This window comes from Variimorphobacter sp. HTMS_6 (assembly GCF_059717775.1).
The window spans coordinates 3,913,227-3,931,593 of record NZ_AP046094.1 but is presented as its reverse complement, the minus strand read 5'-3'; the positions used below and the strand labels follow the sequence as shown (position 1 = coordinate 3,931,593).

Below are 18,367 nucleotides of genomic sequence, written 5' to 3'. Positions count from 1 at the left end.
ATCTTTATCGGAGTAATGTGCTCCCTTAATAATTAATCTTAATAACTGTCATTCAAGACAGGTGTAGCCAACGTAATTGTCGTCTTATTTGTCAATTCATTATAGGTTATGGCTATCTGGATGTTAATCTTGTTTCCTAGAGATTTCACGTAATCCTTCAACAACCCTGTATAACCGTACACAGTATACAGATCTCCCTCATCGTATTCCATTGCAATCTTACCCTCCAGATCCTTAACCAGCATGGTAGCCATCTTATGCTTTTGATCTTTACTTAAGGTCCCATTTTTACTACCTTCGTATTTTAAAGTCGTCTGAATATTCTTAACTCCCTGTGCTTTAATGGCTTTCTCTAGTTCCTTCTTATATCTATCTATACTACTGATCCCATCAGATATATTAAGTCTGGCAATAATATAATGCCTGATTGCAGTAGATTGACCGTCTTTTTCCTTTACACTGGATACTTCCAATTGCGTATAAGCTTTCTTTGCTTTCTTAAAATAATAACTTTCACTTCTTGTTGCATCTTTCGTTACGGTGATGTCCTTATCAATCACCAGACCGATTGCATTTGCAAGGTTATTAATAATAATTTTCTTTTCATTTTCACTTAACGTTTTTTTATTATATTCTGCCACCACTTGTAAACTACTTTCCATTTTTGATGTATCTGACTTTACAAATGCCTCCGTAATTTGAACCTGATCTGTAAACATACGATTCATAAATACTTGTGCACCTAATGCTACCCATAAAACAATAACAATATATAAAGTAATTCTGGTCTGTTTTAAAGTGAAGGTATACTTTAGTTTTTCTATAATTTGATCTAATTTTATATTATCCATCGAAATCCTCCTCACATGCTGGTGGTAGTTAATTCATTCATCAGTTTATCCATATTTTGGAGTTTTATTCGACTTTAAGAAAAGATTAGTATATTGTGGTAATTTAGGCATATAAAGTAATATATTTTCTTATGGTTCTCCTATACCGTTTCAAATTTTCATGATATAATGAGTTAAAACTTTCCACCCCAAAGCATATAGTTTTCCTAAAAGGAGGTATTCTATGAATGTACCTACACTTTATAGAAGGCGTTTTATCCCGAATGAGCTTATCTGTCTGAAAGACGATATCATTTTAGTAATTCAAGAGAATTTAATTATTACAAAGTGGGTTACCCTTCATCCAAGAAAGGATATATGTCGGGGAATCTCTGCTTATTATCTGGATAAAGGTTACAAAGTCAGCAAAGTATATAATTGTGATAACAATGTAGTTTATTGGTATTGTGATATCATTCAAGCAAAAAAAGATTACGAAAAAAATACCGTCATCATAGAAGACTTGTTGCTCGATGTCATTCTATATGAAGACGGTACTGTTCGTATTATGGATCTTGATGAGTTATGTGATGCGACCGAACAAGGTTTAATTACGCAGATTGAATCAACCCATGCTTTACGAACCCTGAATTCTTTACTAAATATAATTTATAACAAACAATTTGTTCAACTTCAAACTCCGATCAATGAAATTGAGCAACTTAATCCTCTTCCAGCATTTGAATTCTCCTAATATGTCTCTCATCTTCTGAGAAAGGAGTATCAATAAAGGTCTCTACAATTTTTAGTGCATGTCCAACACCGATTACTCTGGCACCCATCGTTAAAATGTTGGCGTTATTATGCAATCTGGTGGCTTCTGCGCTAAAACAGTCATGGCACAACGCTGCACGAATTCCTTTCATTTTATTCGCCGCAATCGATATACCAATTCCTGTACCGCAAATTAAGATTCCCAGCTCGCATTCTTTGTTCTGAATTGCTCTTCCTACAGCATGCGCATAATCCGGGTAATCACTTGCAGTTACATTGCCACAACCATAATCCTTGTACTCAATACCTCTGGAATCCAGATACTTCATTATGGCTATTTTCATTTCATATCCACCATGATCATTTCCTAATGCTATCATCTGTTATCTCTCCATTTCTTCATTAAGTTTATATAATGTCTTTTTAACCAGCCTTCCTAACTCGATGTAGCATTCCTCATAATCCATTAGTGTCCCACCATACGGATCCACTACATCGCCTATTTCACCGGCATAATCCTTAATTGTAAAAATATTTTTGGTATCAGGATAATCCTCAAGAATTTTTTTCATCTGACTCTCCGTCATAGTCAGAATCATGGTATCATCGTCAATGTCATATTCCTTTAAGCCTTTTGAAACATGACCCGGTAATTCCAAATCGTGTTTTTTCAATACAATTTCAGCTTTTGGATTGATTGGCTCAGAAAATAGCACTACCAATCCACGTGAAAGCACCTGTATTTCACTTACATTTTCTAAATTTTTATAGATCGCTTCAGCCATAGGGCTTCTGCAAGTATTTCCTGTACAAACGAATATTAACTTTTTATATTGCCCCATACAGACCTCCGATATTGTGCAAGTTAGCACAGCTAAAACACTTTTTGTCCCCTGATTTTAAATCCACACATTCTCTTTTTAAATCTGTTCATACATTAACAACATGATAACCTGCTGCTTTTAGCAGTCTGTTCATAATAGCTTGTCCCAAGCTATTGTCTGCAAAGCTCTCAGAATAAATGTATTCTGTATGAATTTCATCAAACTCACGAAGAATAGCATACAGCCCTGCAGCAATCGTTGCCTCATTTTGCCTGGAACCAATCGTTTTTACCGTCCCATATCGGTACAAATCCTTGGTTTCGTCCGTAGCGATTACTCCGACACTCTGTCCTTGTTCCAAATGCTGTAAAGTTCTTGTATTGATCGCATTCACCACTTCATCAATATTTCCTTGATATATGGTTAAGGTTCCTTCCGGCGCATAGTGTCTATATTTCATACCCGGTGCTTTCGGCACTAGATTCACATCCGGATTCATCGTTAGTATCGCTGGGTCATAATCAATTTCCCCAATAACATTCTCAAGCATGGTCTTAGTAATACAACCGGGTCTTAAAATCATAGGCTCTTGCCCTGACAGATCCACAATTGTAGATTCCAAACCAAGCGTTGCTTTCCCTCCATCGATAATCATGTCAATTTTTCCATCCATATCCTGAATGACATGACCAGCGGTTGTTGGACTAGGTTTTCCGGATAGATTTGCACTTGGCGCCGCTACAAAGACTCCAGAATCTTTAATCAATCGTCTTGCAATTTCATTCGCTGGAAGGCGAACAGCAACCGTATCAAGTCCACCTGTTGTCTCCTTCGGAACGCAATCTTTTTTCTTTAGTATAATCGTAAGCGGCCCCGGCCAAAACACCTCCGCCAATCGATAAGCCGTATCCGGAATATCTCTCGCTAAAACTTCCATATCACTTATAGAAGCAATATGTACTATTAGTGGATTGTCAGAAGGTCTCCCTTTTGCTTCATAGATTTTTCTGGCAGCATTCTCATTAAGCGCATTTGCACCTAATCCGTATACAGTTTCGGTAGGAAATGCTACAAGCCCACCGTTTTCCAGTATTTCTTTGGCATCTTTTAAACTTTTTCCCTGCCAATCTTCTGTATCTATTTTAATTATCTTAGTAATCATTATTCGTACTCCCTATGGTTAAGATAATAACCGTAACTCACATTATAGCATGAATAACTAATAATATCAAACAGTTGATTTTTGCTATTAGCGACAGAATTCGCTTTATTTATCAGAAGAATCCTCCAAAGCAGCTTTCCCTGCCTTAAGTCCGCTTTGATTAATATACTGCATGATACCAAGATGAATTCCCCATGCCATCTTCTCCTGGTAGTCATCTTTTATTAAAAGTGATGACTCCTTATAGTTCGTTAAATATCCACACTCCACAATAACCAAAGGACATTCTGTCTTCCTTAACATATAATATGACGTATTCGATTTAGCAACACGATGATTACCATCCGCTATCGTTTTCTTCATTTGATCTTGAATCATCTCGGCAAGCACTTTCCCTCCTAAGGATTTATCATAATAAAAAGTCTGTGCTCCCTTAACATACTCCTCAGGAAAACTATTCTCATGGATACTGATTGCAATATCTGCATGTTTTTCATGAATAAAGTCCACCCGGTTATCCAAATCTGCTCTTTTCTTATACGCATCCGATTGGGAATACAATCCGTTGTCATCTTCTCTTGTCATATAGACCTTAATATCATTTTGCTCAAGCAGGTTCTTTAACTTCATGGATATACTTAAATTAATATCCTTCTCAAGAATATTATTGATACCCACTTTACCGGGATCTCTTCCTCCATGCCCCGGATCAATTACAACTACGATTTGACTACCCGAATCTTTCCCCTGGGTAAAGAAAATACGCTTCATAACCTTCAAAGAAGGCTCTGAGGTTATTATAATAGCAATTAAGACAAATAATAGAAAGAACACACTAAAATATTTTTTCATAACAGACTTCCACAAATATGCTCTTTATATCTTATGAACAGGAACCCTGCGGTATACTAAGCAAAATACACCAAAGCCAGAAGAAAGTTATATCAGCAGCTCTATCCTTGGTCATTAAAATTAACTACGCCATCCCTTATACACTCCCATGATGAAAATGAATTATCTTAAACAAAAGGCAAGCAAAATTTATCCTATTCCACATTATAAGCACTTTATAACTTCCCTTCCTCACCTCTCATGGGAAAAATGAGTTATCTATAAATAAATATACCAACCATATAGCAGCATTATAATTTCATATACATAGACTACAAAAAGACAATATGCTATCGTTATTCCGGCACCAATGCTAAAGTTGTCATATTCACTTATGATTTTGGACAATAATTATAGAAGAAATAATGCATTAGAGATAGTGAAAAATTTATACAAAAGGCTGTTGTAAAATAATAATTGATAGGAGCAAAGTAATATTGCCATAATGCACTGTTTGGAGGACAAACGCTGTCCTTCCAACCTGTGTGTGAGGCAATATACTTTGCTCCTATATTAAATTAATATTTTACATCAGCTCACTTGCATTTTTTGTACTTATTTATTAAGATAACGAATGATTACATTCCACACACTTTCGCTTTCCAGTCCAAGTTTCCATGCTGCTGTGCCTGCCATATCAGCGCTGTAGATTGATTTCATCTTTTCTTCGATTGACTTATCTTCCTCTTGCCATAAACGATAGGTAGAACCATCCTTTTTATACTCTACATAATGGCAACCAATTTTATCATCCCATTTTGCTTTTAATCCATTACTCGCAATAAGATTCTTGGCCTCTTTCATAGATATGCTACTGGAAGACCACTCGCCATTCGTTTCTTTCCAAAGTCTTGAATAGAACGGAATGCCGATAATTGTTTTTTCCTTCGGAACCATATCAAGAATATTCTTAATCGCCTCATTTACAAACCCAATGGAAGCCACGGGGCCGGGTTTATCTGAACCGGAATGGAACTCATCATACGCCATAATCACCACATAATCCGCGATAACGCCCTGTTCCTCTCTGTCGTAGTATTTGGAATATGCAGATGGAACATAGCTATCTACCGACAGAACGATACCATTATTACGACACTTAACCGATAATTCTCGTAAGAATTGAATATAATCTTTACCAGCCTCTAGAGGAATCGTTTCGAAGTCGATATTGATACCATTAAGTCTATGTGTTAGCGCCTCTTCTATTAATGCATTGGATAATTTATCTCTTCTTGATGTATAGGAGAGCAGCTCCTTCATATTGATCTTCTTATTCACATCATCTACAACTGCCCATACTTCCATACCAAGATTATTTGCCTTTTTCACATAACTATCTATTGCATTAGAGGTAAAGGTGCCGGACTCATCATTGATACTATACCAGGTTGGAGCGATGACATTTACCTTCTTGGTTTTATTAATCAGCCCTTCCATATAATAAGATGCGCTCTTATTAAACACCTGATGAAATACCATATTTATCTTACCCGGTCGTGTCTGTGAGGTATACTGTGGAGCCTGATAGTTGCTTTCGACCTTTTTATATTCACCCTTGGTTACCATATTTTTCTTAACATAACCTTTTACTCCATCCTCCGTCATAACCTTAACAAAGCCCTTCTTGGGAGCTTCCTTTTTATCTACATATTGTAGATTGGTTCCGGTTGCAAGCTGGCGTAAAATTGGGCTTTTAATATTTGGCTCAAAGCGAATCTGTGTACCCTTTGCCACGGAAGAGTAAAGGTAGTCTCCCCATTTGTAATTAACCACAATACGATTTGGATCTTTATATAATTTATAATTCATATCAGAGTATTGCTTCACAAAGTCCAGAGCAATATAAACCTGATCAGCAAATACCTTTACGATAGGATAATCGACAGCATTCTTTGTTTGTATCGTACTCTTTGTTACACTATACTCCTTCGTATCCGCTTCCACCCTTATAACATCGGTTGGAGTTGTATACGTTAATATATTTTCATTCTTATCCCAATAGAATCTCTTATTAAAATGCCCAATAATAGTGTCATAATCTATATATACTTTATCATTGATTAAAACACCCTTTTTATCGTAGAACTCATCCTGAAGTATAACTTCTACCTCTGAATCCTTTAATTTATAGTAATCCGTTAATTTCATAATTTCTTTGCTCGGAGTAAACTTCTCAACAATCACTGATATCAAGGCAATCACTAAGATTATTACAGCTAAAGCAGAGCCGATAATCGCTAATTTCGTTTTTTTCTCCATAGTATCCTCCAAATAAATCATTTGCACATTTTACAATATTATAGCATTAATGTGCTTCATCGTCATTACCAAAATCGACTTTTTTTCCAAAAAAGAGGCCTTCCGTAGTTTTCATCAGAAATCTTCAAGTTAGGTGCCCCTTTTCTTGGCAAGTTTTCTGAATATCACTATGGAAGGCCTGCTTATAAACCATCCCGGACTTACTACTAGACATAACCGTTCATAACTTTACTCAAGTCAACTAACCAAAAAAGTATAGAGGGCTTTTAAGTCAGTTAGCAGATTACAATTACTACTGTGTTTGCCTTTTATAAAAAGCTTAACCACTACACCGTGTTTTATTCAAGGTAAGGTCGTATGTAACAGGAATGTGGTGCTACGATATCTTCGTTAACGTGTTTCTCATATACTTTTTCGGATAAGAAGTTCATTTGTGATATGTTATACTTATCCCTTCAAAAGCGACTCCTGTAACTATATTCCTCTTTGGAAAACCCTTTCCCAAAAACGGTTAATGATCTTAGAGGGCACTACCGGTTCTTCAATAAATGGTACGGCCAGGACCTCTGTTGTTAAATCTTTTTTTATCTTACTTACATTTTTCTCAGTTACCATAGGAATTAAGCACTTCCAAGTGGTGATATCACTTAACCTCGCGGCTTCTTCAATAAAATTCTGAAGCTTTTGTATATCCCAGGCAGTCCTTCCCCCTACTACAAACTTTGTATTGCATCTTAATAATTCTTCTCTATTACTCTTGAAAGCCGTACCGAAGTCTAGAATCATGCACTCATAATCCTCATTCATGATATCTGCAATCTGCTTCGAAGTCACCTTAGAATAACAGGTTACCTGGTGAAAGGAGAATGAATTCTCCTCTTCATCGTTCCAATCATAGGCATATCGGATTAGATCCATATCACGATGCGGATTACATTCTAGGTACGCTGTTCTCATCCCTAGTTCCTCTCCCATATAAAATGCGAGCATAAGTCCGGTAAAAGTAACACCCACACCATGATGGGTGCCGATTAGTCCGATTACCTTTCTAGTCTTCGGTTGGTACAGCTTATCCCACCCATGATTCTTCCTTCTCTTTCTTAATATAATCCCCCCTTTATATCTCATGTAATTACAAAACGAATCAGTTGTTAATTCATGAGAATTTCCGTAAATAATTCTAAACCGTTCTGACGGGTTATCGGGGCAAACGGATCAGGCTCATATGGAATTCGATCACCATTTATCATAGGAAGCTGCCTCATAATCCATTGAAATTGCTTCCCGTTCATATAGTTAAATAAAAATCGAACCTCATTATGTTCAGAAAACATGCGAATATTCTTTATCGCTGAATCGACTTCCCATTCCTTTGCTCCCAGAAGGAACAACTTTATATCCGCTGATAAAAACTGCGCCCTATTTTTTTCGGTTACACATCCATAATCTCGAATGATATAGCGATAATCCTCATCGTTTATCTCTGGGCTTAAGTGAGCCGGAACCATAGGTATTCCTTCTATTATGTATATCCCATTGTTAATATCAACTTTATCACTGACACCTTTTAATGACCATACGCTTCCTGTATCATTTTTTTCTAGATAAAGACAGCTTAACTTTGCTCCTGATAAATACTTACCTAAGCGAAAAGCCATATGAGTCACTCCGATATAAGGATGTGAACCACCGATTGCTACCGTTACTGGCCGACTTAATTCTGCTTGATACTGTATATGTTTTTTTAATTCGAATAATCCTGTATAAAGTTTGGTAACGGAAGCATATCTTTGAGAAGGATTAAACCTGAGGCAACGACTTATCACCTTCTTGAGTTTCTTAGAACATGCTCCAGTATAATCGATATGCTCTTTCTCTGTTCCAACTTGTCTTATTGGTTGGCCGGTAACCATGTAATATAACAGACATCCTATGCCATATACATCACAGCGTTCATCAATGTGCTGATTCGTATATAGTTCTGGTGCAGCATACCCCTTAGTCCCGTAATAGTGTGCTTCAGACTCTGTTTCATCCATATATAATGCACTGCCAAAGTCAACAAGTTTTAGACTTCCTTCCCATAGAATTATATTCTCAGGCTTCAAATCAAGATACAGAATTGGCCGTTCAATGGAATGGAGATACTGCAATAAATTACATAGTTGAAGTCCAAGGTTGATTATAATGTTTTCTCGAAGCGGGCCGTTTTTAGATAATGTATCTTTTAGAGTATCACCTTCTAGATATTGTTCAATAATATAGGAACCATCTTCATTTTCTTCAATATCATAGATAATAGGAATACCAGAGTGTTTCAGATTTTTTAATACAAATGCTTCTTTCAATTGTAAATCGTATAGGGGATGGTTTTTAGAAATGAATTTGATTGCACGAAGTGATTTTAATTTGATGTGTTCTGCAAGAAATACCTTGGCACTGCCTCCTTTGCCAATTAAACCCAAGATTTGATACTTTTGAAACCAGATTTCTTGTTGCATTCGCTCCTTTCCTATCAATACTAAAGCAGATTTAAGTCACCTTAATTATATACAAATAATGGTAATACATCAACTAATTTTCTATTGACCTTTTTCACAAACTTTTCTAGACTTTTTGTAGGATTTAACAATGTCAAATCATGTATTTTACTGTAATATTTAGAATTCTATAAAATACAAATTTAATACTGGGGCATATTGACTTTACTACTTTTTTAAATTATACTTTTTTTACACCAATGGATGGTTTTCGTATTGCGTCAATCAGTTCCTTTTAGAAAGGGGTGTACTTTATGAAGATAGAAAAAATTAGTGACAATCAGATTAGATGTACCTTGAATAAAAGTGATTTAATAGACCGTGAGTTAAAGATTAGTGAGCTTGCATATGGTACTGAGAAAGCAAAAGAGTTATTCCGTGATATGATTCAACAGGCTTTTTATGAGTTCGGTTTTGAGGTGGATGATATTCCGCTTATGATAGAAGCGATACCGGTTTCTACTGAATGTCTTATCCTAGTGATAACCAAAGTAGAAGATCCAGATGAATTAGATACTCGCTTTTCAAAGTTTTCTTCCTTCAACGTTCATGGTGATCATGATACAGAGGATGACGATGAAGAGTCCTACGCTGATGAGATAATTAATTGTTTTGATCAGTCTGAAGATGATCTCTCTGAAGAGAATGAAGACAGCGCAAAAGAGGATGTACTCGAAACAGCTGAAATCGACTCCAATGATGCTCCTGAAAAACCAGGGGTATCGCCTATCGCTAAATTAGTAAAGATTTATTCCTTCCGTTCGTTAAAAGAAGTTATTGAATTATCAAATATTTTGCTTGGAACCTATCATGGTATCAATACCTTATATAAGAATCCGGTTACCTCAATTTACTATTTAGTAATTAGTATCTCTGATCACACTCCGGAGGAGTTCAATAAAATCTGTAATATTATATCCGAATTCGGAAAGGTAGAGCGATTTACTTATGCAAGCTCCACTTATTATGAGGAACATTATGAAATAATCGTTAAAAGTCACGCTTTACAGGTATTATCTGTAATGTAAAAGAAGAGGCTGATGGTAAAGGAAACCCTTTCACATCAGCCTCTTTCATTTGTTTAATAATTGTTTGACTCAGAATTATTCGCCGATCTCAGCTTTAATTCGGTTCATTAAGTCCTCCGGATCCAATCCGTGAACCATAGCTGCTTCTTCTAGTGTCTCTGCCTGTGCAGAAGGACAACCAAGACAATGCATACCAATATCTAAAAGTACCGGTATAATATTTTGATTAGTAGAAATTGCCTGAGCAATAGTCATATCCTTAGTTATTGACATATTAAATCCTCCTTTAATTTATGTTAATTTTGTAGTTACCAATGTATTAAATCTCATGGCTATGCCTTATTATATTCCAACGTATTCAAACCGTCAAGGAGTCAAATTATGCGTTTACCAGAATAAAGTACTAGAATTTACTTGCATAAATCACTAGCATATATTAAAATGTAATCGATTGTTTAAAAAGGAGGTAATTACAATGGCTTACGTTATTAGCGATGAATGCATTAGCTGTGGTGCTTGTGCAGGCGACTGCCCAGTAAGTGCTATTTCTGAAGGCGCTTCTCATTATGAAATCGACGCTGCTACTTGTATCGATTGTGGCGCATGTGCTGACACATGTCCTACAAGTGCAATTTCTGCACAATAATATGATACATAAAAAGAGGATATAGCAAAACCATTAAACTTTAATTTATTGGCTTTGTTATATCCTCTTTTTGTTTGTTATTATTAGATAATTAAATCTTTACGTTATTTTTTTGAAAGAACTTCGATTTCCTTCTGTTTTTATCCACGCTGGCTGCGGCCAGCATTTTGCTTCTTTGGTATTCACGGAGGGTGGCATCAAATTTCTTAAAGCGCTCTTCTTCCTTTTCCTCCTGAACTCTCATCAGATAACTCATCTCTCGCACCACATTTTCAGTAACATGGGTATTAATCTCACCCGTTAAGGTGCCGTTGTTCTCCTTTAATGCATCAAGAATGATATGATTCATGATGGATTTGAACTGCTCCATTTTTGTTTCCTGCTGTGGCTTTAACTCTTGTCTGCCCTCTTCGGTAACTAGGCTTGTCCCTTCTTCCTTTTCTATTAGCTTGTCCTCCTGTATCATGTCTATATCCTTATCCTCCTTATTATCCCCTTTCTGCATATCACGGTCCTGTATATCAGTTTTAGCATCAAGTGAATCTGGTAAGCTTTCATTCTCAATGAACATCTTAATTGCTTTCAATCCAAACCCTTGTTTTTTCATAAGTTTTATTTTTCTCAGCAACTCAATATCCGATTCCTTATAATAACGCTGATCCATCTCATTACGTGAAATCGGTAGAGCAAGCTCTTTCTGCCAGTATCTGAGTACATGAGACTCTACGTCCACCCGCTTTGCAGCCTCAGAAATCATATACCTAACTTCTTCCACTCGTTTGCCCTCCCTGAATATGTATTTATTTTCCACTTTTTACATTATAACATAGCAACTTTCAAATGCAATATAATTTCCACATATTTACATATAACTTATCGACATAAAAAAAGGAAACCCATAAATAGGTTCCTCTTTTCTACATTTCTTGCCTAATACATTTCTTACTACTATATATTGTGTTATCTCTCCAGATTTGCAAATTTCGTGAATTGTGATAACCATGCCAGTTTCACTGTACCGGTCGGACCGTTTCTCTGCTTACCGATAATTATCTCAGATACACCGGGCTCTTCCGTATCCTTATTATAATAATCATCACGATAGAGAAACATAACAATATCAGCATCCTGCTCAATCGCACCGGACTCACGTAAGTCGGACAACATCGGTCGCTTGTCAGGGCGCTGCTCAACCGCACGGCTTAACTGTGATAGAGCAACTACAGGAACATTGATTTCTCTGGCTAAGGATTTCAACGATCTTGAAATCTCTGAAATCTCCTGTTGTCTGGATTCTGATTTTTTACTACCGGTCATCAGCTGAAGGTAATCGATTATAACAAGCCCAAGATTTTTCTCAAGCTTTAATTTTCTACATTTAGAACGAAGTTCACTGATGGATATAGCGGAAGTATCGTCTATCACCAGATTTGAGTTACCCACCGCTCTTGCACTTTCCATTAAGCTTGACCAATCCTCACCGGAGAGATTACCGGTACGTAGTGCCTGAGAATCCACCTTGGAGTTCATCGCAAGCACACGCTTTACTAACTGATCCTGCGACATCTCCAAACTGAATACAACGGTCGGTATATTTGACTTAATCGCAACATACTCCGCGATATTAAGTACAAATGCAGTCTTACCCATAGAAGGTCTCGCCGCAATCAGAATCAAATCCGATGGCTGAAGTCCCGCTGTTTTGTAGTCCAGATCATAAAACCCTGTTGCAACACCAGTCACGCTTCCCTGGTTTTTAGCCGCTGCTTCAATGCTGTCTATTGTTCTAAGTACTACTTCTTTTATATCGGTAAAGTCCTTCGTTCCTCTATTTTGAACGATATCAAAGACCTGCTTTTCTGTTTTCTCAAGAATGACTTCAAGCTTCTCTTTATCCAGATAACAATCATTCGCCGTTTCTTCCACTGTTTTAATCAACTTACGCAAAATTGACTTGTCATGAACGATTTGCGCATAATATTTCACATTTGCAGAGGTTGGAACTGATGTAACCAAATCTCTGATGAATTCCAGGCTGCTTACCTGTGGTGGCACATCCTTTTCCTTTAGTCGATCCTGAAGTGTAACCAGATCGACCGGTTTTCCTTCATTTGATAATTCAACCATTGTATCAAACAAAATACTATATTGCTTTTCATAAAAATCGTTACCGGTTAATAATTCAGAGGCTGCAACAATGGCTTCCCTGTCCATAATCATGGAACCGATTACAGATTGCTCTGCTTCAGCACTATGCGGAAGTACTCTCTTAATTAATGATTCATCCATTGGTATTCCCCCTTACGGCCTTTCCTTATACTGCGTCTACCTTAATCTGTAGCTCTGCGGTTACCTGTGAATGTAATTTTACAATTGCAGTGAAGGATCCGGCATGCTTAATCGCATCATTTAATTGAATTTTCTTTTTATCAATCTCAATTCCATATTGTTCTTTTACTGCTGCCGCAACCTCTTTGGAGGATATCGATCCAAAGGTTTTTCCACCTTCACCAGCTTTAATAGATAAATTCACCTTGAATTCTTCAATCTTCTTTGCTAAAGCCTGTGCTTCCTCTAGAATTTCCTTTTGCTTTTTAGCTTCAGCCGCTTTTTGATTATTCAAATCATACAGATTTTGCTTCGTTGCTTCCAAACCTAGTTTTTTAGGGAATATGAAGTTTCTTGCATAACCGTCGTTTACTTTTACTATTTCACCCTTTTTACCAAGGGCCTTTACGTCTTGTAATAAAATAACTTCCATTGATTTCTCTCCTTTACAGCTCACCTTCGCGAGTCATCTCGTCCAGAGTTGCTTTAATTTTAATAATGGCTTCTCTTATCGTTGTATTAACTAATTGGGAACCGGCTGCACTCAAATGGCCGCCTCCTCCGAATTTCTCCATAATCACTTGAACATTCACTTCATCAATTGATCTGGCACTGATGAATATCTTATCATTATACTCGGTGAATACAAAAGATGCCTTAATATCTGTAATGTTTAATAGCTCATTTGCAACCTGTGCACCGATAACCATAGGGCTGTCTACATCTGAGCTTGCACAAACAGTAATTGCATAATGCTTTAAATAAACCTCTGTGCTACTGATGGCATCTGCTTTAATCTTAAAGTCCGATATCTCACTTCTGAAGCACTTTCGGATTCTCGTTACATCAGCTCCGTTTCGACGTAGATATGCTGCTGCCTCAAAGGTTCTAACACCAGCCTTTGTCAGGAAATTATTTGTATCGATCATAATACCAGCATATAATGCATCTGCTTCAATCGGTTTTAATTTTAAGTTACCACCGATGTATTGCATAATCTCCGCAATCATTTCACTGGTAGAGGAAGCGTAGGGCTCAACATAGGATAATACTGCATAGTCAATCGCATCTTTTGTCTGTCTGTGATGATCAAAGATTACCACTGTCTTGGTATAATCCAATAAATCCTGGCACTCAACATAGGTTGATCGGTTAACATCTACAATAACCAGCAGCGTATTACTGTCCACGATATCCCTTGCTTTTTCATTTTTTATAAACATATCCTCTTCATAATCCGGATTACCAATAAATTTATTTATCATTGGGCGAAGTGAGGAAGTGACCTCATTCACTACAATATGTGCTTTTTTATTAAAATTCTTTGCTATTCTATACACACCAATCGCTGATCCTAGAGAATCAACATCGCCGATTTTATGTCCCATTATAACAACGTTATCTTTACCCTCAATAAACTCTCGGAATGCATGCGCCTTTACCCTTGCTTTAACACGGGTACTCTTTTCAACTGATACACTTTTACCACCGTAATAAGATATCTTGTCCTTATCCTTGTCTTTGATAACCACCTGGTCTCCACCTCTACCAAGCGCTAAATCGATCGCAGCTCTTGCCAATTCATAGCTGTTTGCATAGGTATCTGCATTCACACCCATACCAATACTGATGGTTACAGACATCTCATTACCCATATTAATTCCGCGTACTTCCTCGAGAATAGAAAATTTGCTTGCCTGGAGTATCGGAAGGTATTTTTGTTGAAATACAAAGATGTATTTATCTTTTTCTAACTTTTTAATAATTGCATCAATACTCTGCATATATTTATTAATCTTTTGGTCAACCAGCGCAGTTAATAGAGAACGTCTTACTTCATCGATATTTTCCAATGACTCTTCATAATTATCAATATATAATAAACCGGTAATCAGTTTCTGTTCTTTATTTTCCTTTCGTAAGGAGATATTATCCGTCTCATCATACAAAAACATCGCTATTAATGCATTTCGATCATTCCATATACGTTCGGTGTCCTCAAGATTCTCTTCCATATCCTCATCAAAATCAGGGGTAACAACCTTGCGTAATAGCACCATATAATTATGGTCCTGAAATGAGATATGCATAATCTCATCTTTTTCTTTTTGGGGTAGCACCTCCGGCGTTATCTCAGGAATCATCTTTGTAATGGAATGCATGGATATCGATTTCTCATGAACAATATCCATAAACTCATCATTACCCCATAGAAGCTTTCCTTCTACATCGAGTATTGCATATGGGAGATGTAACTCCTTTAGAAGCTTCTTTTGAACCTGTCCGTAATCCATCGCATAACGTACTAATTCAGAAGCAATCGGGTTGCGTTTTGAATAGTAGATCGCCATGGCAAATATAAAATATAAAACAGTAAATAACACTGAGACGATAGCAGCATCTTTATTAATAGCATAAACGCTCAAATTCATGCACAACAAAAGTGCGGTCAAAATAATTGGCCACAATAAATATAACCTCAATGCTCCTCTGAGCTTTAATTTTCGAATCATAATATCGAACTCCTTAAAGAATTTATAAGATCAATGGATTAACTTTTCGTCTCAAATCTTCGTCTAGATTAGAAAATTATAAAGTCGGTTAGGTTGATTATATCACCAACAGCCCTTCTAGGGAAGATAATAATCTTATCAATTTCTCTTTTTTACAAATGGATTCAATATTTGGTTAATTTTTCTTTATGATTGCTTTAAATAATTTATGTGCCATTAAGATTTCAAACAACTTTTCAAACCATTTGTTAGATAGGATTAATGCCAATGGAATACACCCTATCACCACCAATACTGAGACAAACTGTGGATATTCCTTGAGTGCAATAAAAAATCCAGTGTATCCTAATGCATTACGAACCCATATATGCATCATATAAACTTGCATTGTCCGTTCTCCATATATGGTAAAGAATGTCTTTGATCTTGGGATTAAAAGCATAAATGATAGCGAGAGCAAAGTTGCCAAAAGATACCATACTCCTCTAACAATGTACCCATATTGTGTATGATCTGCAAAAGCCTCTTTATACGGAGAAAATCCATATACAATATTAAAGTATTCTTTTACAATATCCCAATCATTAATCATCCAGATGAATACGCCAACCAAAAACAGGATTGCCAGGATCCTAATCCTCAAACCCAATATCCACTCCAGCTTGTCCTGTCCCAAACAAAAACCAATTATAAAAAAAGGAAAGAAAACAAGCACTCTTGATAGCGAAAAAACATCATTCAATGATGTTATATAACCGGCAAGTAAGCCAATCACAAAGGAACCCGGAATTAGAATGACCGTTTTTATTCTCTCAATCATCGGTACACATAAATACCACACAAATAGCGCAAGAAGATACCAGGGGGCTGACGTCCCTTCAAATAGTTTCACTTCTTCATGCGCATCAAAGAGAATATTCAAAACTACATATCCCATCTGGAACACCAAATACATCCACAGGATTGAGAATATCTTATCAATTCGGAGCTTACCATCTCGATTTAATCTTTTAGCAAAGAAACCGCTGATAAATATAAAACAAGGCATGTGGAACATATATATAAAATGATGGATATATACTATCTTTTGTACATATGTCATTCGCATTGAAAAATGCCCGATTACAACCAGTATGATAAGTGCAAACTTCAGATTATCCAGATAATAATTTCTTTGTGAACCAAGTTTGTAATCATTACGAAGTTCCGGATGATACCAACTTGTTATTATATTTTTCATTCTAAGCCTCCCAGAACAATCACCGTTTCTAATAATATGTCATTTTTAAAATAATATAGTCATGATTGATAGATAATCAGGCTAATTTATGTAGCTCATATCGGAAATTACATTATTTAACATTTCTATTCTTCATTAAAAAGCATCTATCAATACCCCAATTTGATGGTATTTATAGATGCATTTTATAATTAATATATTTATATCTTATGATAGCCTCTTAACCGAAGCACCTTTATCTAGTTCTCCCGGAATTACTATTTGCTCAATCAAAGTAAGTTTCGGCTTTTCGATCAATGAAATCAGTTTTTCTGCAGCGATTTTACCCATCTCATCGGTAGCTTGGTTCACCGTAGTAAGAACAGGATCTATAAATTTAGCCACTTGAATCCCATCATATCCGGCCACTGAGATATCCTCCGGAATCGATAATCCTCGCGATTTAATTATGTTTATACCACCAATACTTGCAAAATCGTCCTGAAACATAATACAGGTTGGTGGAACACTCAGGTTTAACATTTGATCAGTTACCTGAGACGTCAGCTCAGTATTGCGATAAGGAGCTTCTGCAATGTATTCATCAGGAATATCCACTCCTAGTGATTCTGCTATATTATAAAAACTAGCCAAACGGTTTTTTGTTACGGTCAAATTGCTCTCGCCATGAATATAGGCTATCTTTCGATGCCCTAAATCATAAATATATTGGAACAGATCTCTCATCCCTTTTATATTATCAGACATGATTGCTATCCGATTATTGAACATATAATCAATCGTAACAATAGGGATATTGCTTTGAATCAATTCGGTTACCTCTGGATCGTCAAAGTCAATGCAGGCTATAACAACTCCGTCTACACCTTTATGCTTACAGCAATCAACATAAGACATTCTGTCCTTCCGCTGCTTACTTCCGTTAATAAACGTAATATCATATCCATGCGTTTCTGCCGTTATTTTGAAACTCTCTAGGATACAGGCAAAATAGTTATGGGTCAAACCGCTACGCGATGCATCAACAAACAAAACTCCCAAGTTATAACTTTTATTCATTTTTAATGCTCTGGCTGATGAGTTCGGAAAATACCCCATCTCCTTCGCTGTTCTTTTGACATTCTCTTTTGTTTCTTCTCCAATGTCATTATGTCCATTCAATGCTTTACTTACGGTTGCAACAGACACTCCACATGCGACAGCGATGTCCTTCATAGACACCATGTTGGTACCTCCTCCTGTTTGTTAATAACTGATTGAACCAAGTCAAACAGAACTTCACCACTCATTAGTAAAGTGGATGAACCAACTCTAATATACGACAATTCG

18 protein-coding genes are annotated in these 18,367 nt (G+C 36.5%); 3 read left to right on the top strand and 15 right to left on the bottom strand.

The window, feature by feature from the left end:
* Nucleotides 1-38: 38 nt before the first annotated feature.
* The gene (locus AC6IWN_RS17785; RefSeq protein WP_497989288.1) at nucleotides 39-851 is read right to left on the bottom strand and encodes a YwmB family TATA-box binding protein; all 813 of its coding nucleotides are present in this window, start codon (nucleotides 849-851) and stop codon (nucleotides 39-41) included.
* A gap of 223 nt (nucleotides 852-1,074) precedes the next feature.
* On the opposite strand from AC6IWN_RS17785, the gene AC6IWN_RS17780 reads away from it, so the two are divergent.
* Nucleotides 1,075-1,584 (top strand): DUF402 domain-containing protein, encoded by a 510-nt coding sequence (locus AC6IWN_RS17780; protein WP_497989286.1) that lies wholly within the window; start codon nucleotides 1,075-1,077, stop codon nucleotides 1,582-1,584.
* On the opposite strand, the gene rpiB is transcribed toward AC6IWN_RS17780, so the two are convergent.
* The 7 genes from rpiB to AC6IWN_RS17745 form a co-directional block, all read right to left on the bottom strand.
* A complete protein-coding gene (gene rpiB / locus AC6IWN_RS17775; RefSeq protein ID WP_497989284.1) occupies nucleotides 1,553-1,984 on the bottom strand; it encodes a ribose 5-phosphate isomerase B in 432 nt (143 codons plus the stop codon). The two genes, AC6IWN_RS17780 and rpiB, sit on opposite strands and share 32 nt — an antisense overlap.
* Nucleotides 1,985-1,987: 3 nt before the next feature.
* A complete protein-coding gene (locus tag AC6IWN_RS17770) occupies nucleotides 1,988-2,446 on the bottom strand; it encodes a low molecular weight protein arginine phosphatase (protein ID WP_497989282.1) in 459 nt (152 codons plus the stop codon).
* 88 nt (nucleotides 2,447-2,534) lie between these two features.
* The gene (locus AC6IWN_RS17765) at nucleotides 2,535-3,590 is read right to left on the bottom strand and encodes an L-threonylcarbamoyladenylate synthase (RefSeq protein WP_497989280.1); all 1,056 of its coding nucleotides are present in this window, start codon (nucleotides 3,588-3,590) and stop codon (nucleotides 2,535-2,537) included.
* Nucleotides 3,591-3,695: 105 nt separating this feature from the next.
* A complete protein-coding gene (locus tag AC6IWN_RS17760; protein WP_497989278.1) occupies nucleotides 3,696-4,442 on the bottom strand; it encodes an N-acetylmuramoyl-L-alanine amidase in 747 nt (248 codons plus the stop codon).
* Between the two features lie 594 nt (nucleotides 4,443-5,036).
* Nucleotides 5,037-6,743, bottom strand: coding sequence for a glycosyl hydrolase family 18 protein (locus AC6IWN_RS17755; RefSeq protein WP_497989276.1), 1,707 nt, complete (start codon nucleotides 6,741-6,743; stop codon nucleotides 5,037-5,039).
* Between the two features lie 474 nt (nucleotides 6,744-7,217).
* Complete coding sequence (locus tag AC6IWN_RS17750; protein WP_497989274.1) at nucleotides 7,218-7,871, bottom strand: hypothetical protein; 654 nt, start codon at nucleotides 7,869-7,871, stop codon at nucleotides 7,218-7,220.
* A gap of 23 nt (nucleotides 7,872-7,894) precedes the next feature.
* Nucleotides 7,895-9,244 carry a serine/threonine protein kinase gene (locus AC6IWN_RS17745; RefSeq protein ID WP_497989272.1) on the bottom strand — a complete coding sequence of 450 codons (1,350 nt, stop codon included), beginning with the start codon at nucleotides 9,242-9,244 and terminating at the stop codon, nucleotides 7,895-7,897.
* Nucleotides 9,245-9,537: 293 nt separating this feature from the next.
* Here AC6IWN_RS17745 and AC6IWN_RS17740 point away from each other — a divergent pair, with 293 nt between their 5' ends.
* Nucleotides 9,538-10,311, top strand: coding sequence for an adaptor protein MecA (locus AC6IWN_RS17740; protein ID WP_497989270.1), 774 nt, complete (start codon nucleotides 9,538-9,540; stop codon nucleotides 10,309-10,311).
* 75 nt (nucleotides 10,312-10,386) lie between these two features.
* On the opposite strand, the gene AC6IWN_RS17735 is transcribed toward AC6IWN_RS17740, so the two are convergent.
* Nucleotides 10,387-10,584: a DUF1858 domain-containing protein gene (locus tag AC6IWN_RS17735; RefSeq protein WP_497989268.1), complete on the bottom strand. Its 198-nt coding sequence runs from the start codon at nucleotides 10,582-10,584 to the stop codon at nucleotides 10,387-10,389.
* Nucleotides 10,585-10,786: 202 nt separating this feature from the next.
* Here AC6IWN_RS17735 and fdxA point away from each other — a divergent pair, with 202 nt between their 5' ends.
* Nucleotides 10,787-10,957 carry a 4Fe-4S ferredoxin gene (fdxA, locus tag AC6IWN_RS17730; protein WP_497989266.1) on the top strand — a complete coding sequence of 57 codons (171 nt, stop codon included), beginning with the start codon at nucleotides 10,787-10,789 and terminating at the stop codon, nucleotides 10,955-10,957.
* 91 nt (nucleotides 10,958-11,048) lie between these two features.
* Here fdxA and AC6IWN_RS17725 read toward each other — a convergent pair whose 3' ends face one another.
* The 6 genes from AC6IWN_RS17725 to AC6IWN_RS17700 all read right to left on the bottom strand — a co-directional run bounded on the left by AC6IWN_RS17725 (nucleotide 11,049) and on the right by AC6IWN_RS17700 (nucleotide 18,262).
* On the bottom strand, nucleotides 11,049-11,732 hold the full coding sequence (locus AC6IWN_RS17725) for a helix-turn-helix domain-containing protein (RefSeq protein WP_497989264.1): 684 nt from the start codon (nucleotides 11,730-11,732) through the stop codon (nucleotides 11,049-11,051).
* A gap of 185 nt (nucleotides 11,733-11,917) precedes the next feature.
* Nucleotides 11,918-13,246, bottom strand: coding sequence for a replicative DNA helicase (dnaB, locus tag AC6IWN_RS17720; RefSeq protein ID WP_497989262.1), 1,329 nt, complete (start codon nucleotides 13,244-13,246; stop codon nucleotides 11,918-11,920).
* Between the two features lie 25 nt (nucleotides 13,247-13,271).
* Complete coding sequence (gene rplI / locus AC6IWN_RS17715; RefSeq protein WP_497989260.1) at nucleotides 13,272-13,718, bottom strand: 50S ribosomal protein L9; 447 nt, start codon at nucleotides 13,716-13,718, stop codon at nucleotides 13,272-13,274.
* Nucleotides 13,719-13,731: 13 nt separating this feature from the next.
* On the bottom strand, nucleotides 13,732-15,798 hold the full coding sequence (locus AC6IWN_RS17710) for a DHH family phosphoesterase (protein WP_497989258.1): 2,067 nt from the start codon (nucleotides 15,796-15,798) through the stop codon (nucleotides 13,732-13,734).
* A gap of 175 nt (nucleotides 15,799-15,973) precedes the next feature.
* A complete protein-coding gene (locus AC6IWN_RS17705; protein ID WP_497989256.1) occupies nucleotides 15,974-17,038 on the bottom strand; it encodes an acyltransferase family protein in 1,065 nt (354 codons plus the stop codon).
* A gap of 207 nt (nucleotides 17,039-17,245) precedes the next feature.
* Nucleotides 17,246-18,262, bottom strand: a complete 1,017-nt coding sequence (locus tag AC6IWN_RS17700) for a LacI family DNA-binding transcriptional regulator (RefSeq protein WP_497989255.1) — start codon at nucleotides 18,260-18,262, stop codon at nucleotides 17,246-17,248.
* Between the last annotated feature and the right edge of the window lie 105 nt (nucleotides 18,263-18,367).

What these genes read in the sequence shown, in the direction of transcription:
- AC6IWN_RS17785 (WP_497989288.1), bottom strand. Translation starts at nt 851, where the DNA reads ATGGATAATATAAAATTAGATCAAATTATAGAAAAACTAAAGTATACC.
- AC6IWN_RS17780 (WP_497989286.1), top strand. Translation starts at nt 1,075, where the DNA reads ATGAATGTACCTACACTTTATAGAAGGCGTTTTATCCCGAATGAGCTT.
- rpiB (WP_497989284.1), bottom strand. Translation starts at nt 1,984, where the DNA reads ATGATAGCATTAGGAAATGATCATGGTGGATATGAAATGAAAATAGCC.
- AC6IWN_RS17770 (WP_497989282.1), bottom strand. Translation starts at nt 2,446, where the DNA reads ATGGGGCAATATAAAAAGTTAATATTCGTTTGTACAGGAAATACTTGC.
- AC6IWN_RS17765 (WP_497989280.1), bottom strand. Translation starts at nt 3,590, where the DNA reads ATGATTACTAAGATAATTAAAATAGATACAGAAGATTGGCAGGGAAAA.
- AC6IWN_RS17760 (WP_497989278.1), bottom strand. Translation starts at nt 4,442, where the DNA reads ATGAAAAAATATTTTAGTGTGTTCTTTCTATTATTTGTCTTAATTGCT.
- AC6IWN_RS17755 (WP_497989276.1), bottom strand. Translation starts at nt 6,743, where the DNA reads ATGGAGAAAAAAACGAAATTAGCGATTATCGGCTCTGCTTTAGCTGTA.
- AC6IWN_RS17750 (WP_497989274.1), bottom strand. Translation starts at nt 7,871, where the DNA reads ATGAGATATAAAGGGGGGATTATATTAAGAAAGAGAAGGAAGAATCAT.
- AC6IWN_RS17745 (WP_497989272.1), bottom strand. Translation starts at nt 9,244, where the DNA reads ATGCAACAAGAAATCTGGTTTCAAAAGTATCAAATCTTGGGTTTAATT.
- AC6IWN_RS17740 (WP_497989270.1), top strand. Translation starts at nt 9,538, where the DNA reads ATGAAGATAGAAAAAATTAGTGACAATCAGATTAGATGTACCTTGAAT.
- AC6IWN_RS17735 (WP_497989268.1), bottom strand. Translation starts at nt 10,584, where the DNA reads ATGTCAATAACTAAGGATATGACTATTGCTCAGGCAATTTCTACTAAT.
- fdxA (WP_497989266.1), top strand. Translation starts at nt 10,787, where the DNA reads ATGGCTTACGTTATTAGCGATGAATGCATTAGCTGTGGTGCTTGTGCA.
- dnaB (WP_497989262.1), bottom strand. Translation starts at nt 13,246, where the DNA reads ATGGATGAATCATTAATTAAGAGAGTACTTCCGCATAGTGCTGAAGCA.
- rplI (WP_497989260.1), bottom strand. Translation starts at nt 13,718, where the DNA reads ATGGAAGTTATTTTATTACAAGACGTAAAGGCCCTTGGTAAAAAGGGT.
- AC6IWN_RS17710 (WP_497989258.1), bottom strand. Translation starts at nt 15,798, where the DNA reads ATGATTCGAAAATTAAAGCTCAGAGGAGCATTGAGGTTATATTTATTG.
- AC6IWN_RS17705 (WP_497989256.1), bottom strand. Translation starts at nt 17,038, where the DNA reads ATGAAAAATATAATAACAAGTTGGTATCATCCGGAACTTCGTAATGAT.
- AC6IWN_RS17700 (WP_497989255.1), bottom strand. Translation starts at nt 18,262, where the DNA reads ATGGTGTCTATGAAGGACATCGCTGTCGCATGTGGAGTGTCTGTTGCA.